The sequence below is a fragment of the Marinobacter sp. LV10MA510-1 genome, assembly GCF_002563885.1.
GTDB lineage: Bacteria > Pseudomonadota > Gammaproteobacteria > Pseudomonadales > Oleiphilaceae > Marinobacter.
The window spans coordinates 3,583,060-3,598,504 of record NZ_PDJA01000001.1 but is presented as its reverse complement, the minus strand read 5'-3'; the positions used below and the strand labels follow the sequence as shown (position 1 = coordinate 3,598,504).

The 15,445-nt window shown below is 56.7% G+C and carries 15 protein-coding genes; 6 read left to right on the top strand and 9 right to left on the bottom strand.

The features are described 5' to 3' along the window. Window positions 1-81 precede the first annotated feature (81 nt). On the bottom strand, window positions 82-1,524 hold the full coding sequence (locus ATI45_RS17370) for a dihydrolipoyl dehydrogenase (protein WP_098420884.1): 1,443 nt from the start codon (window positions 1,522-1,524) through the stop codon (window positions 82-84). 120 nt (window positions 1,525-1,644) lie between these two features. On the opposite strand from ATI45_RS17370, the gene ATI45_RS17365 reads away from it, so the two are divergent. Then, window positions 1,645-2,316: a LysE family translocator gene (locus ATI45_RS17365; protein ID WP_098420883.1), complete on the top strand. Its 672-nt coding sequence runs from the start codon at window positions 1,645-1,647 to the stop codon at window positions 2,314-2,316. Here ATI45_RS17365 and ATI45_RS17360 read toward each other — a convergent pair. Further along, window positions 2,261-3,343, bottom strand: a complete 1,083-nt coding sequence (locus ATI45_RS17360) for a 3-deoxy-7-phosphoheptulonate synthase (protein WP_098421803.1) — start codon at window positions 3,341-3,343, stop codon at window positions 2,261-2,263. The two genes, ATI45_RS17365 and ATI45_RS17360, sit on opposite strands and share 56 nt — an antisense overlap. Before the next feature lie 369 nt (window positions 3,344-3,712). On the opposite strand from ATI45_RS17360, the gene ATI45_RS17355 reads away from it, so the two are divergent. Then, window positions 3,713-4,531 (top strand): secretin, encoded by an 819-nt coding sequence (locus ATI45_RS17355; RefSeq protein WP_179888424.1) that lies wholly within the window; start codon window positions 3,713-3,715, stop codon window positions 4,529-4,531. A gap of 3 nt (window positions 4,532-4,534) precedes the next feature. Here ATI45_RS17355 and ATI45_RS17350 read toward each other — a convergent pair whose 3' ends face one another. Beyond that, window positions 4,535-5,074 carry a molecular chaperone DnaJ gene (locus ATI45_RS17350; RefSeq protein ID WP_098420882.1) on the bottom strand — a complete coding sequence of 180 codons (540 nt, stop codon included), beginning with the start codon at window positions 5,072-5,074 and terminating at the stop codon, window positions 4,535-4,537. A 248-nt stretch (window positions 5,075-5,322) separates the two neighbouring features. On the opposite strand from ATI45_RS17350, the gene ATI45_RS17345 reads away from it, so the two are divergent. From ATI45_RS17345 to ATI45_RS17330, 4 genes are read left to right on the top strand one after another with little or no spacing between them, the layout of a single operon-like run. Further along, window positions 5,323-6,450 carry an efflux RND transporter periplasmic adaptor subunit gene (locus ATI45_RS17345; protein WP_098420881.1) on the top strand — a complete coding sequence of 376 codons (1,128 nt, stop codon included), beginning with the start codon at window positions 5,323-5,325 and terminating at the stop codon, window positions 6,448-6,450. Then, a complete protein-coding gene (locus ATI45_RS17340) occupies window positions 6,450-9,551 on the top strand; it encodes an efflux RND transporter permease subunit (RefSeq protein WP_098420880.1) in 3,102 nt (1,033 codons plus the stop codon). Before ATI45_RS17345 ends, ATI45_RS17340 begins: the two co-directional genes overlap by 1 nt. Before the next feature lie 6 nt (window positions 9,552-9,557). Next, window positions 9,558-9,869, top strand: coding sequence for a DUF3301 domain-containing protein (locus ATI45_RS17335; RefSeq protein WP_098420879.1), 312 nt, complete (start codon window positions 9,558-9,560; stop codon window positions 9,867-9,869). 26 nt (window positions 9,870-9,895) lie between these two features. Continuing rightward, complete coding sequence (locus ATI45_RS17330) at window positions 9,896-10,732, top strand: inositol monophosphatase family protein (protein ID WP_098420878.1); 837 nt, start codon at window positions 9,896-9,898, stop codon at window positions 10,730-10,732. A gap of 3 nt (window positions 10,733-10,735) precedes the next feature. On the opposite strand, the gene thiS is transcribed toward ATI45_RS17330, so the two are convergent. The 6 genes from thiS to ATI45_RS17300 are packed head-to-tail and all read right to left on the bottom strand — an operon-like array spanning window position 10,736 to window position 15,400. After that, window positions 10,736-10,936, bottom strand: coding sequence for a sulfur carrier protein ThiS (gene thiS, locus ATI45_RS17325; RefSeq protein WP_098420877.1), 201 nt, complete (start codon window positions 10,934-10,936; stop codon window positions 10,736-10,738). 10 nt (window positions 10,937-10,946) lie between these two features. Beyond that, window positions 10,947-11,411 (bottom strand): DUF423 domain-containing protein, encoded by a 465-nt coding sequence (locus tag ATI45_RS17320; protein ID WP_098420876.1) that lies wholly within the window; start codon window positions 11,409-11,411, stop codon window positions 10,947-10,949. Further along, window positions 11,401-12,201 (bottom strand): symmetrical bis(5'-nucleosyl)-tetraphosphatase, encoded by an 801-nt coding sequence (locus ATI45_RS17315; RefSeq protein ID WP_098420875.1) that lies wholly within the window; start codon window positions 12,199-12,201, stop codon window positions 11,401-11,403. The genes ATI45_RS17320 and ATI45_RS17315 overlap by 11 nt, the downstream gene beginning before the upstream one ends. A 6-nt stretch (window positions 12,202-12,207) precedes the next feature. Continuing rightward, window positions 12,208-13,041, bottom strand: a complete 834-nt coding sequence (gene rsmA, locus ATI45_RS17310) for a 16S rRNA (adenine(1518)-N(6)/adenine(1519)-N(6))-dimethyltransferase RsmA (RefSeq protein WP_098420874.1) — start codon at window positions 13,039-13,041, stop codon at window positions 12,208-12,210. Next, the gene (gene pdxA / locus ATI45_RS17305) at window positions 13,038-14,051 is read right to left on the bottom strand and encodes a 4-hydroxythreonine-4-phosphate dehydrogenase PdxA (RefSeq protein ID WP_098420873.1); all 1,014 of its coding nucleotides are present in this window, start codon (window positions 14,049-14,051) and stop codon (window positions 13,038-13,040) included. The genes rsmA and pdxA overlap by 4 nt, the downstream gene beginning before the upstream one ends. Further along, window positions 14,048-15,400: a peptidylprolyl isomerase gene (locus ATI45_RS17300; RefSeq protein WP_098421801.1), complete on the bottom strand. Its 1,353-nt coding sequence runs from the start codon at window positions 15,398-15,400 to the stop codon at window positions 14,048-14,050. Before ATI45_RS17300 ends, pdxA begins: the two co-directional genes overlap by 4 nt. Between the last annotated feature and the right edge of the window lie 45 nt (window positions 15,401-15,445).

Genomic DNA, 15,445 nt, shown 5'->3' with positions numbered 1-15,445 from the left:
ACTTGGGCCCGCTTCAGGTTAATTTCAAGGCCATGTGGCACCCAAGCTCCATAACAAACGTTAATCCAGACCGGCCAAACGTCATACGCCCGGACCGCAGTCCATGCAGTTGCTGTCAGCAGCAGGGCCCATACTGAGTTTACGACTCAGGTCTTGTAAGGCACTGCGCAGACCTTCTTCAATCACCGGGTGATAGAACGGCATGTCGAGCATTTCACTCACCGTCATTCGGCGCTGAGCCGACCAGGCCAGCAAATGGGCAATGTGCTCGGCGGCAGGGCCAAACATCTCGGCGCCCATAAACAAACCGCTACCGTGTTCACCGTACACTCTCAGCAGTCCGCGGTTTTTCCCGATTACCCGGCTGCGGCCCTGATTTTCAAAGCTGACTTCTCCCACTGCGTAATGGCCGCGGCAACGCTCATCCACCTGCTGGATAGTCAGCCCCACTGTAGCAATCTGCGGGTCGGTAAACACCACCGCCAGCGGCACTTTGCGTGAACCTGCGCGAACATCCGGATAGCGGCCAGCATTGTCGCCAGCAATACGCCCTTCATCAGCGACTTCGTGCAGCAAAGGCACTTCGTTGTTCACGTCGCCAGCAATGAATATGTGGCTGTCGCCACAGCGCAGAGTATAACTATCGAAAATCGGTATGCCGTGGTCGTCCAGCTGCAGATCGGCGTTTTGTATATCCAGCCCGTCAATATTCGGGCGCCGACCGGTTGCTGCCAGCAGATAGTCGAATTCTTCGGTTACGATCTTATCGTCGGCGTTTTTAAAACTTATGGAGACACCCTCGGCACTGCGCGCAACCGCCGTGACATCGGCGTCGGGGTCCAGCGGGAATTCGCGGTTGAAGCTTTTTAACGCGTAGTCACGCAGCTGCGGGTCTTGCAGCGAACCCAGGCTTCCACCCACACCAAACATGCGAATGCGCACGCCCAGCCGCGCCAGTGCCTGGCCCAGCTCAAGGCCAATGACTCCGGGACCAAACACCGCCACCGAGGCCGGCAAGTCATGCCAGTCGAACAGGTCGTCATTGACCACCAGGCGATCTCCGGCTTCTTTCAAAAACCCCGGAATATTGGGGCGCGAGCCGGTCGCTATGACGATGCGCTCAGCCGTCACTTCGGTATGGTCGCCCACCATTAAACAGTGCGGCGAGGCAAAACGTACATTACCGTGCAACCGATCTTGCTCAGGATAGCTTTCTGCCGACTTCACCACAGATGCAACAAACCGATCCCGTTCCGATCGCACCCGTGCCATCACCGCCTCACCATCAACCGCAACTGTGGGGCAGGTTATTCCGAAAAGGCCTGTACTGCGTGCTGCGTGGGCCGCATCGGCGGCGGCAATCAACAGCTTGCTGGGCATACATCCTACCCGGGCGCAGGTTGTACCGTACTGCTTGCCTTCGATCAGTAGCACACTGTCGGTGTGTTTACGCGCCCGTTGGTAAGCAACCATGCCGGCGGTGCCGGCGCCAATAATGGCTACCTCAACCTTTCGCTGTTTCATAACAGCCTCCTTGTGAACGTATCTTGAACAATTACTATAGCAGCCGTTTGTACTTGGCATATCAATGCGTTGTGTTTCACAATACCGCCCCTCATCCGATCCACACAAGGGGCACGTGGCATGAACACGTTCTGGCCAGAATTTCTGATCGTCGTTCTAGTGCATTTTCTGGCGGTCGCCAGCCCTGGGCCCGACTTCGCGGTTATGTTGCGCCAGGCACTGTGCCAAACCCGCGCAAACTCTCTGTTAACGGCCGCAGGCATAGGCGCGGGAATTTTAGTGCATGTGGCTTATTCACTGTTGGGCATAGGGCTGCTTATTCAGCAATCGGTGCTGCTGTTCAGCATTTTGAAAGTGATTGGCGCGCTGTATCTGACATGGATCGCGGTGCAATGCCTGCGTGCCAAAGCGGGAGGGGTTTACGTGGAGGCTGCAAAAGCACCGCGCCAAAGCCAAATGGCGGCGCTGCGCCTGGGCTTTCTGACAAACGCGCTCAACCCCAAAGCCACGCTCTTTTTTGTCTCGCTGTTTTCGGTGATTATCAGCCCCGGCACACCGGTTTTTGTACAAGCCGGCTATGGCCTGTATATGGCTCTGGCCACTTTTTTATGGTTCAGCCTGGTGACTGTGTTCTTTAGCCAGCCCAGGGTACGCAAGGGCTTTAACCGTTTCGGTCACTGGCTGGACCGGCTGATGGGCGGTGTGCTGCTGCTCTTGGCCGGCCAGTTATTGCTGTCTACAGTGAGCGGAGCAGAGCCTCTGTCTGCTCCCATCCCAGGCACGGATCGGTAATCGAGCAGCCGTATTGAAGGTCTGCACTGTCGTTCTGCCGGCCCGGCTGCAAAAAGCTTTCCAGCATTAGCCCACAAATGTGGCGATTACCAGCGCGCCGTTGGGCGACAACATCCCGCGCTATCTCTTGCTGGCGCTCGTGTTGTTTACAGGCGTTATCATGACTGCAGTCCACCATCACCGCCGGCTTCAGGCCGGCCTGCTGCAGCGCATGGGTTGCGCGGGCAATGCTGTGGCTGTCGTAATTGGTGATACCGCGACCACCACGCAAAACCAGATGGGTGTCAGCGTTGCCCTCGGTAGAAATCATTACCGGCGTGCCTCTGGCAGACAGCCCTGGATGATGGTGGCCGTGGGTCGCGGACTGCATGGCATTGGTGGCCACCGCGATGCCGCCGTCAGTGCCATTTTTAAAACCCACCGGCATTGGCAGGCCGCTGGCCATTTCGCGATGCAGCTGCGATTCCGTGGTGCGGGCACCAATAGCCGTCCAGCTCACCAGGTCCCCCAGGTAATCCATGGCAAACGGACTCAGTGCTTCAGTGGCTAGCGGCAGGCCGGTGGCCGCCAGATTCAGCAACAATTGCCGCGAGCGTACCAAGCCCTGATGCAAATCGCCCCGCCCGCTGCGTTCAGGATCGTATAACAGACCTTTCCAGCCAACTGTGGTGCGGGGTTTCTCCAGGTAAGCGCGCATCACAATCAGCATGCGGTCACTAACATCCGCCGCCAGCTGTTTCAGTCTTTGCGCGTATTCCAGGGCGGCTACTTCGTCGTGAATGGAGCATGGTCCGATCACTACCAGCAGGCGGTCATCTGCTCCGTTGAGGATATTACGAATCGCCTGGCGCTGGTGTTCAATCTGCGCCTCAAGCTTCGCCACCAGCGGAAAATCCCCACGCAATTGATCGGGCGTGGGCAAAGCCACCTCACGGCGACGGGCCGGGGGGCTTACTACCGCGTTCTCTACGGCATTCTCTATCGCGCTCTCTACTGCATTCTCAACAACACTTAATGGCATATTCATGGCGGTGTGTCCGTTTCCCTGTTCCAAAATCAAAAACCCCGGCTGGGCTACCAGTCGGGGTTTTTGATTCCGGTGGCAGCCTGGGTGGTCTGCCGGGCTGCCTTCCTCGTTGTACGGTGATGAAGATCTAAGGGCGGCCCGGGGTCTGGCTAAAATAAAAGCCAAAGTCGCGCCACCAAAACGAAACAGCCAATGCCGCCGCTGACGGTTCACTACCGAAAGCTTGCTGAACATTTAATTGGCAAATTGCTGGCTGAGTCTTCATGCTTTTTACTATAACCGGCCTGTTTTCAACTTGGCAACCACTTATGCAAAGTTTTTATCTGGCGCTGTCAATGGCAGGCGTCAGCCCAAATCGCGGAGTACCCGATGAATTGTCCCAGTATTTCCCGCCTCACAGCGTCAAACGTAATGGTGCTGTTTATTACGTTCCTCCTGTTTTTGGTTTCAACTAATGCCTTTGCGGCAAGCCAAAGCCGGGCTTACAACCTGAACCAACGCCCGGCTGCTGATGTGGCCGCGCAAATTCGCGATCTTTACGAAGAAGTGAATGTCACCGTTGTTGGGCAGAAAATTGTAGCCCGCGGCGAAACCCGTCTGCTGGACGAAATCGATCAAATTATTCAGCAACTGGACGTTGCTACGGCGCAGCTACGCATCAGCGTGCAGTCTCGGGAAGATATCGGCGGCAAACGCAGCGGTGGCGGCGTCAACCTGACTCAAAATAACGCGTCAAGTAATCGCAACACCGTTACCATCAGTGCCCAGAGCAAAACGACCAGATCATCCGGCAATCGCGAGCGCTCATTAATTGTGCAAGACGGGCAATCGGCTCAGATCAGTGCCGGCCAAATTCGCAGCTTACCGTTCGCGGCCCGTGGCGGACGAAATCCAGCCGTGTTGTTGCAGCTGGTGGAAACCCGCAGCGGCTTTGTGGTTACTCCACGGATGATTTCACCGCAGAATATAGAACTCAGTATTATGTCGTTTGAGCAGGACGCCCCGGCCCTGCCGGGTTATGACACCGAAGCGCTGATGACCATTCGCCAGGTTCAACCCGGGCAGTGGGTATCTCTGGGTGGCGTTGACCGCAGCGAAAGCCGCGAAAATTCCGGCATTGTGTACCAGGTTAATAGCAGTGAAAATCGAAGCAGTGAGATTCGCGTGCGGGTGGATATTTTACCCTGAGGCTCATGTTTTGGCCCCACGCAGCAGCACGCGTTTTGCCTCGTTAACTTTGGCTGCCAGATAGTCGTTGCCGCCGCGGTCGGGGTGAATTTTTTGCATCAGCCGGCGATGGGCCATCACGATGTCATCGCGGTTGCACCCGGGCGTAACGCCAAGAATTTCGCAGGCTTCACGCTCGCTGACCTGCCCGGCCACATCAGCGCCAGCCCGCTGGCGCTCCTCACCGTCGGTGCTACCCTTATTACTGCTGCCCTGGCCATTGCCCGCTTGACCATTATTAGCTTGACCATTAAGAGTGCGCTGAATAAAGGGCAGATATTTCAACAGCGCCGGCAGCTTTCTCAGCAACGGCAGCAAAGCGGCAACAGCGGCCGTCAAAACGTGAATGCGGCCCGTCAGCACCATCAGCAGCAACAGCCCGCCACCGCCGATAAGAATGGCCTTCCAGGTGGCCGCTTTTTTCTTTTCCGGCGACAAGGTCCCCCATTGCCGCAACACTACAAACAGCCCGGCAGCCAGAGCAATTCCCAAAATCCAGTGCATGCGTTGATCCCCATAGTAACTTCGGCCGTAATTCTGTCACCGAATACCTGTACAAAGCCAGATAGGACACATTTTCAACGGAGTTTCAGTGATGCCGTCGAGCAACACCCGTGTCCGAGTCTATCTATAAAAGCAGATGAACGTTTCAGCCACTTTTATAGGATGCTATGCTTTGCGGCTTAACCTAATTCCCCCTGCCATTCCTGTGCTAATACGGGGCGTAATCTGAATTATCAAGGTCTGTCATCATGCGTACTGCTTTTCGCTTCGTTATTGTTATCGTTCTTCTCGGCGTCGTTCTTGGCGGTATTTTCGGATACACATTCTGGCAAACTGGCCAGATGCAGGAGCAAATGTCACAACCGCCGCCGCCAGCGGAAATCTCGGTGGTGCAATCGCAGACCGAGCAGTGGACACCGGCCGTGAAGGCCGTGGGCAGCATCGTGGCGGTGAATGGCATTGATGTAGCCAATGAAGTGCCAGGCGTTATTCAGCAGATCAATTTTGAATCCGGCGACCTTGTCAGCACGGGTGACGTGCTGATTCGTCTGGACGCCGCCATTGAAGAAGCGGCCCTGCGCACCCGCGGCGCCGAGGCCCAGCTCGCCCGCCAGGAGTTCCAGCGCATTGCCGATCTGTTGCCGAGACGCGCGGTATCGCAGTCACAGTATGATCAAGCCAAGGCTAACTACGATGCCGCCAACGCCCGTGTGAACGAAGCCGAAGCCCAGCTCAGTAAAAAAGTAATTCGCGCACCTTTTGACGGCACATTGGGTATCCGTCTGGTGGATCAGGGGCAGTACATTGCCACCGGCACGCCGATTGTTGAAATCAACATGCTGGACCCTATTTACGTTGATTACACCCTATCGGAAAAGAATCTACCCGACGTAGCCGTGGGCTATGCTGTGGCGGCCACCGTTGCTGCGGCACCAAATACTGAATTCAAAGGCACCGTCAGCGCCATCAATACGTCGGTGAACGCCGACACCCGCGGCGTGCGCATTCGCGCTACCCTTGCCAACCGCGACCAGCGGCTGCGCCCGGGCATGTTTGCCACGGTGAGTACTCGTCAGCCTGACGATATAACCGTAGTGACCGTGCCGCGCACCGCAATTTCCTACAACACTTACGGCGATTTCGCCTTTGTAGTAGAAAACAATGATCAAGGCCAAAAAGTGGTCACACGTCGCAGTGTTCGCTCGGGCAATGCCCGTGAAAACAGGGTTGCGATTCTTGAGGGCCTGGAAGCGGGCGAAACAGTCGTCTCCAAGGGCCTGCTGCGATTGCGCTCGGGCCAGCCCGTGAAGATTCAGGAAGCCAGTGACAACGCTGAAAAGAATGCAAGCCAGGGTCAACAGGAGGCGTCTGAATAATGCGTTTCACTGATATATTTATCCAGCGCCCGGTGCTGGCAATCGTCATAAGCCTGCTAATTATGCTGCTGGGTGTTCGCGCGGCCATGGACCTGGAAATACGCCAGTACCCGCAGCTGGAAACCACCACCGTCACCGTCTCTACCGCTTATCCAGGCGCCAGCTCAGACCTGATTCAAGGCTTTATCACTACGCCACTTCAACAGGCCATCGCTGAATCAAGCGGTATCGACTATCTGATTTCGACCAGTGCCCAGGGCTCTTCAACCATAGCAGCCCACATGAATCTAAACTACGACGCCAATGCGGCCCTTGCCGAGATTCAGTCGAAAGTGGCAAGCCAACGTAACGTTTTGCCGGCCGAAGCCCAAGACCCGGTCATCAGCTCCAGCACCGGCGACTCCACTGCACTGATGTACATCGCGTTTTACAGTGAAGGTGCATTAAGCGTACCGCAAATTACCGACTACCTGACCCGGGTTGTGCAGCCCCAGTTGCAAGCGATTAGCGGCGTCGGTAAGGCTCAGTTGCTCGGGCGCACGTTTGCTGTGCGGGTGTGGCTGGACCCGGAACGCCTGGCTGCGGTGAACATGACCCCGGTAGAGGTTGTCGATCAGTTGCGTGCGAATAACTATCAGGCCGCAGTTGGCACCACCAGAGGTGAGTTTACCGAGGTAGCGCTGACCAGCAACACCGACATTGCCGACCCTGAAGACTTCAAACAACTCGTGGTAAAACAGAAAGACGGCACCCAGATCCGCTTGCAGGACATTGCGCGAGTTGAACTGGGCGCACAATCTTACGACCAGCTCGCCATGTACAAAGGCATCCCGGCCACCTTCACCGCTATTGAGCTAGCCCCCGGCGCTAACCCGCTAACCGTGGCCAAACTGGTGAAAGATGAACTGCCGGGTATTCGCAGTCAGGTGCCCGCAGGCCTTGAGGTTCAGCTGGCTTACGACGGCTCACAGTTTATAGAGGACTCCATCAGCGAAGTGATCAAAACCCTGGCCGAAGCGATGGTGATTGTCTTGATCGTCGTGTTTTTATGCCTGGGTTCTGTGCGCGCCTCTATAGTTCCCGCTATTGCGGTTCCACTATCGTTGGTAGGCGGTGTGTTTATAATGCTGCTGTTTGGCTTCTCGCTGAACCTGCTGACCCTTCTTTCAATGGTGCTCGCAATCGGCCTGGTGGTGGATGACGCCATCATCATGGTGGAAAACATTCACCGGCACATTGAAAACGGCGAATCACGATACGATGCGGCGATCCATGGCGCCCGGGAAATGGCCGTTCCCATTATCGCGATGACAACAACCCTGGTAGCAGTGTATGCGCCCATCGGCTTTATGGGGGGCCTTGTAGGCTCACTGTTCACCGAGTTCGCCTTTACTCTGGCTGGCACCGTGGTGATTTCCGGGATTGTAGCCTTGACCCTGTCGCCCATGCTGTCAGGAAAAGTTCTTAAACCCCACGGCGATCCCGGCAAATTCGAACACTTGGTAGAGCGCACCTTCCAGGGCATTGCCAATGGTTATTCCACGGCCCTTGTGTCGCTGATGAAAACCAAGTCGGTGGTGGTGTTTTTTGCCTTGGCGATATTGTGCTCAATCTACTTCATGGTCACCATGAGCCAGAATGAACTGGCGCCGACCGAAGATCAGGGCATTTTGTTCTACCAGGGTCTGGGCCCCCAAACCTCCACCCTCGACTATTTGCTCGAAAACGGGAAAGAAGTTCAAGATCGGTTATCGACCGTCGACGGCTACTACGAAGACTTTATGGTTCTGGGTTTCACTGCGCCAAACGCGGTGTTTGGCGGACTAAAAATGAAGCCCTCGGCAGAGCGCGACATAACCCAGTTTGAAGTGCAGCCTAAAATGACCGCCGAACTGAGCAAAGTGACCGGTCTGCAAACGGCGGTGTTCGCGCCACCCGCCCTACCCGGTTCTGGCGGCGGTCTGCCGTTCCAGTTTGTAGTGACCACCGGTGGCAGTTACGAGCAATTGAGCAGCGTTGCCGACGAACTGGTAGGCGCGGCCATGCAAAGTGGCAACTTCCTGTTCCTGCGCACGTCCATCAGCTTTGACAAGCCGGTTACCCGCATCGATGTGGATCGTGATCGGGTAGCAGACCTGGGCCTGTCGATGAGAGACGTTGGCCAGCAGCTGAGCAGTATGCTCGGCGGCGGTTACGTTAACCGGTTCAATATGGAAGGCCGCTCCTATCAGGTTATTCCCCAAGTGGATCGAAACTTCCGCACAGACGAACAGGCTCTGAAGGATTACTACATTCGTGCCGACAACGGCGCTCTGGTGCCTTTGTCCAGCGTGGTGTCTTTCAGCAGCGATGTAGAACCATCGAACCGTACCCAGTTCAACCAACAAAATTCGCTGACCCTTGAGGGCGTGGTTTCACCTGGTGTGGCCTCTGGCACCGCCATGGACTTCATGGAGCAGACGTCGGCGGACATATTCCCCCAAGGCTTTGGTTTTGACTACAAGGGCGAAACCCGTCAGCAAGCAAAACAGGGCAACGCTTTGATGGTGACCTTCTTACTGTCGCTCTTGGTGATTTATCTAGTGCTGGCGGCGCAGTTTGAAAGCTGGCGCGACCCATTGATCATTTTGATCTCAGTGCCCATGTCGGTAGCCGGAGCCATGGCGTTTATTGTGCTGGGCTTTGCTACCATGAACATCTACACCCAAGTAGGTCTGATTACCCTGATAGGCGTGGTGTCGAAGAACGGCATATTGATTGTGGAATTCGCCAACCAGCTGCAAAAAGATAAAGGCCTGAATAGACTGGATGCCGTGGTGCAAGCCGCATCTATTCGTTTACGGCCTATTATTATGACGTCACTGGCGCTGATCTTCGCGATGGTACCGCTGCTGCTGGCCTCCGGACCGGGCGCTCAAAGCCGCTTCGCGATCGGACTCACGATTACTGCCGGGCTGGGCATTGGTACTGTGCTCACTGTGTTTGTACTGCCAGCGTTTTACGTGCTGCTGGCGCGGGACCACAACGCCGCCAGCAAAGACAAGCATGAGGATGACAATGGAGAAAATCGCGATCACCCCAACCACGCCCCAGCCAGCTAATTCGCATTGACGCTGCTCAATCTGTTTTGGCTGTTTGTTCTTGGCTTCGCTACCTGGTACTGGTGGCGGGCCAAGGCCATCAAAGATGGCGTGCTGGTTGCGGCCAAGCGCTACTGCAAAACCATGGATGTGATGCTGCTGGATGACGTTGTGTACCTGCGCGGTGTGTGGGTAAAACGCGACAGCGGCGGACAGCTGCGAGTATGGCGGCGCTTTATGTTTGACTTCACCACCACAGGCGAAGAACGTTATAGCGGCCGCATTATTATGTTAGGCCGGAACATTGTGCACACCGAACTTGATACCCACCGGCTTTGAAAACCGCTTTACGGCCAGGAGGCACCATGTCTGACTCTATTTCCCTATACGAGATCACCGATTTCGCCCAAGCCCTGGCTCTTGAAGCCGGAGAGCTGATTCGCCATGAGCGCGATCACAACACCCTGCGTACCGATTACAAACAGCAAACTGAGCTTGTGACTCACGCCGATATAATGGCGGACGAGTTCATTACCGGTGCCATCCGCAAACGCTTTCCGGAACATCGCATTCTGTCGGAAGAAACCATGCCCGACCTGACTCAGGCCGAGCACATCGATACGCCGCTGTGGGTGATTGACCCGATCGACGGCACCGTGAACTACGCCTACGGACACCCACAAGTAGCCGTTTCCATCGCCTACGCCGAGCGCGGCCAGGTACAGGCAGGCGTTGTGCACGCACCCTTCGCCGGCCAGAACGGCAAAGGTGAAACCTTCCGCGCTACCCGCGGTGATGGGGCAACCCTAAACGGCCAGGCGATCCGCCACAGCAACGCCAGCGAACTGCGCCAAGCATTGTTTGCCACCGGTTTCCCTTATACAAAAGACACGCTGGAACCGCTGTTAAAGCGGTTGGATGCAATGATTCACCAATGCCGTGATTTGCGCCGAATTGGCTCTGCGGCTCTGGATATATGCTGGGTGGCCTGCGGCCGGTTGGATGTGTACTACGAAAATGTCAGCCCCTGGGATTTTGCCGCGGCAAGGCTGATTGCCATAGAAGCCGGCGCCCGCGCCGGACACTTCGGCGACGTACCCGAGAATCAACCCGCGGACTTATGGGGCAAAGATATACTGATAACCGCGCCCAGTTTGTGGCAGCCCGTGCGAGAGATTCTGCGCAAAGCGTCTGGTTATTAACGGTCAGCCGCCACCAATGGCGCGCACCACTTCTATCTGATCGCCCTCAGTCAGCGCCGTGTCTGCGTGCTGGCTGCGGGGCACTATGTCTTCGTTCAGTTCAATGGCCAAGCGTTTGCCCGCCAAACCCAGATGCTCTATTAAGGCACCCACGGTGGCGCCGGCTGGCAGCGCCATTGGCTCGCCGTTCACTGTCAATTTCATAGCCGTTACCTTATTCAATCCGTTTTGAATCCGCGTTAAATGTGAGTGCTGCTACCACAAGCAGCAGCCAGCCGATCATAAAACACAGCCCACCGATGGGCGTAATCAAACCAAGGCCCTTGGTTTGAACCAGCACCAGCGCATACAGACTGCCGCTGAACAAAACGACACCGGCCAGCATAAAAGCCGCCGCCACCGTCAGCAGCTTGCGCGACAAGCCAAAGCCGGCCAGTACGGCCACCAGAACCAGCCCCAGGGCGTGGTACATCTGGTAAGTCGCAGCCATTTCAAACACTTCCAGGCCACGAGCATCCACCACATCGCGCAGGCCGTGGGCGCCAAAAGCACCCGCCATTACCGCAAACAATGCCAGTACAGCACCCGTTACCAAAGCCCAGATCATCAGCGCCGGACGAGCAACGGCCTGCCCGCCAGCCTCGCCAGCGAGTCCGGATTTAGAACGCTTAGCAGTCACAAGAGGTGATCTCCTCGCTATCCAGGTTCATCATGGTCAGTGCTCCGCCCCAGACGCAGCCGGTATCCAGGCCGATAAAGCGTTTTTGTCCGGTATGGCCCTCCAGTGCGGCCCAATGGCCAAACACCACGCGAGTACTGTCGTCGCGGGCATAGTCAAACCAGGGCGCAAAGCCTTCAGGTGCGGTGTCCACAGATTCTTTGGCTGTTAACTCCAAAGCACCCCCGGCGGAGATAAAGCGCATACGGGTAAAGTAATTGGTGATCACCCGCCAGCGGTCCATACCGCTCAGGCCAGGCTGCCAGCCTGCGGGCTGATTGCCGTACATGCCGGCAAAGTATTCGGCGGCTTGCGGGCCACGGATCACCTGTTCTACTTCGCGAGCGTGGGTGCAGGCCTGCTCCACCGTCCAGATATGAGGAAGCCCGGCGTGGGCCATCAACAGGTCGCGCTTGGGATCATAAACGCACAGTTTTTGCTGGCGCAGCCAATCCAGTAGCTGATCGCGATCAGGCGCCGTAAGAATGCTGTCGAGAGTGTCTTTACGCTTTGTCTTGTGGTCGGCCATAGCCACGGCTAGCAGGTGCAGGTCGTGATTGCCCAGAACCACCTCGGCGCTGGTGCCCAGGTTGGCAATATAGCGCAGTGTTTTCAGGGACTGAGGACCGCGGTTGATTAAATCTCCCGCTACCCACAGACGGTCCCGCGACGGCGAGAATCCGACCTTGTCTAAAACCTGCTGCAAAGCGTCGTAACACCCTTGAATGTCGCCAACGGCATACTCACTCATAAGCGGTCACTCATTGCCAGCTCCGGGCGCCTTGAGGTCAGCGCCCGGTACACGTGTCACCAGATAGTCAGCGATGGCGACATACTCTGCCAGACCAAGATTTTCCGGGCGCAGGCCATCATTGATCCCTAACTGCTGGAGCTCGGCGGCGGTAACAAAACCGCCCAGGGCCTTGCGCAGGGTTTTACGGCGGGCGTTGAACGCACTGCGCACCACCGCCTGCAGCGTACCCAGGTCTTTAGCCGGGTGCGGTAAGGTGGTGTAGGGCACCAGCCGGACAATGAACGAATCCACTTTTGGCGCAGGGCGGAAGGCATCCGGCCCAACTTCAAACAGTGGCTGCACTTTGCAGAAATACTGGGTCATGATGCCCAGACGGCCATAATTGTTGTCGCCCGGAATCGCCGCCATGCGCTGCACCACTTCCTTTTGCAGCATGAAGTGCATGTCCTTAACTACGCCGCTCTGGGCCAGCAAGTGAAAGATCAGCGGTGTTGAAATGTTATAGGGCAGATTGCCAATAATCCGCAGCGGCTGCTCGCCCGCCAGTTCGTTAAAGTCGAACTTCAGCGCGTCGGCCTGGTGAATGCGAAATTCTGGATAGTTAAAGAACTTAGTGCGCAATATGGGTATCAAATCGCGATCCAGCTCCACCACCTGCAGGCGCGGATTCACCGCCAGAATTTCTTCGGTGATGGCGCCCAGGCCAGGGCCAATTTCTACAATGGACTGATCGGGCTTGGGGGCAATAGAGCGCACAATGCGCTCGATAACGCCGGGATCGTGCAGGAAGTTCTGGCCAAAGCGCTTGCGGGCCTGATGGCCGGGTTGTCTGCTCACGGTATTTCTCTCTTCATCTGATTGGCGCGCAAACCACGGGCCATTTGTTCACCCACGCGAATGGCTGTTAACAGGCTGCCGCCGTCGGCTTTGCCGGTACCGGCCAAATCCAGCGCGGTGCCATGGTCCACCGAGGTGCGCACAATGGGCAGGCCGAGGGTAATGTTTACCGCGCGACCAAAACCCTGAAATTTCAACACTGGCAAGCCTTGATCGTGAAACATTGCCAGTGCGACGTCGGCGTCATCAAGCCAGTGCGGCGTAAACAAGGTGTCTGCTGGCAACGGGCCAGTCAGAGTTATGCCCTCAGCGCGCAACCGTTCCAGTGTGGGCTCAATCACTTCAATTTCTTCACGCCCCAAGTGCCCGCCTTCGCCGGCGTGGGGGTTCAGTCCGGCCACCAGAATGCGCGGCCGGGCAATATTGAAAAAGGTTTTCAGGTCGGCGTTCAGAATCCGCACCACCTGGCTCAGGCGTTCGGGGGTTATGGCCGCCGACACGTCTTTAAGGGGCAAGTGGGTGGTTACCAGCGCCACCCGCAATTCTTCGGTGGCCAACATCATGACCACCCGCTCAACACCACACAATTCCTGCAGGAACTCGGTGTGGCCGCTAAAAGCGATGCCTGCGTCGTTAATCACTCCCTTGTGCACCGGCGCGGTCACCATGCCGTCAAAAGTGCCGTTCAGGCAGCCTTCGGCAGCGCAAGTCAGGGTATCCAGCACGTATTGGCTGTTGCCGGTATCCAGTTGGCCAGCCTGATTACTGCTGCAACCGTTAACGTGCATGACCGACAGCTCGCCGGCGGCCGTAGTGGCTAGCATGCCGGGCTGCCAGGCTATGATTTGAACGCTTAGCCCCAGCAAGCGGGCACGGGCTTCCAGCAACGGCTGGCTTGCCACCACAACAATGCCTACCTGCCGCTCCTGAGTGGCTAGCTGCAAGCACAACTCAGGCCCAATGCCGGCGGGTTCGCCAGCGGTCAGGGCCAGGGTAATCCGCTCACTCATGATGCATTTTCATCTAGGTCGGCGGCAGCCTCAGTGTCACTGCTTTCGGCATAGCCCGGCTTGAACTCGACAAATGCCTCATCACGAATTTCCCGCAGCCAGTTCTGCAGTTCATTTTCGAACTTGCGCTGATAAAGGGTCTGGCGAGTTTCAGATTCGCGGAATTCGTCGCTCATGTCTTTCTGCCGACGCTCTTGCACCTGCAACAGATGCCAACCGAACTGGGAACGCACCGGGCCTTCAATCTGTCCCACGGTGGCATTTTGCATGGCTTGTTCAAATTCTGGCACCATCTGCCCGGGGTTTACCCAACCCAGATTACCGCCGTCAGAACCCGATACGGTATCGTCAGACTCGGCCTTGGCCAGCTCGGCAAAATCAGCCCCGTTTTGCAATTTTTCAAAAAGATCGCGAACTTTATCCTCGGCTTCGGCTTCGGTAATCGCGTCAGACGGCTGTACCAGAATATGCCTTACCCGGTTTTGCTGAACCAGTTTCTGCTGTTCGCCACCGCGCTGTTCCATCACCATCACCAAGTGAAAACCGCTGCTATTCTGTAGTACTTCAGACGGCTGACCCACCACCAGGTCTGGCACCACTGGAGCTACCAGCGACGGCAACTGGCTTTCAACGCGCCAGCCCATGTCGCCGCCCTCAAGGGCGTTGCTGGCATCCGATTCTGCTACCGCAACCGCACGAAAGTCCCGGCCTTCCACAATCTGCTGGCGCAGTGTCTCGGCCTTGCTGCGAGCGGCTTGAACCGACGCATCGCTGCCGGGGTCCTCGGTTTCGATAAAAATGTAAGCCAGGCGATACTCGGCGGTATTGCCACCACCGGCTTCCTGCGCCTGCTGGTAGTTTGCTACTTCGCGGTCTGTTACCCGAATACGGCTGCCTACCTGGCGCTGCTGAACCCGGCTGGTGAGCAGTTCATTGCGGATCTGCTCGCGGGCATCACGGTAGCTGACGCCTTCGCTGGCCAACTGCTGCTCGAACTGTTCCAGGCTCATACCATTGCGACCGGCAATACTGACCATGGTTTCGTTCAGTTCGTTATCGCTGATGCGCATGCCCATTTTGCCCGCCATCTGCAGCTGCACCGATTCGGTAATCAGCTGTTCCAGCACCCGCTCCTGAAGCAAGCTGCGCGGAGGCAAGGTGGTTTCCTGGGCTTGCAGCCGGGTAACGATGGTGTTGATGCGGGCGTCCAGCTCGGTGGCCAGAATCACGTCGTCATCAACAATCGCAACCACTTGGTCCAGCAGTTGGCGATCGGCCTGGGTCGCCAGCGGCAGTAATGCCAACAGCAGCATCAGGGTTGTTACACAGTGGCGAAGGGTCGCCTTCATAGTCACCTCGTTGTTAAACAGTGGCATAGCGTTTAGGGGCTCCAA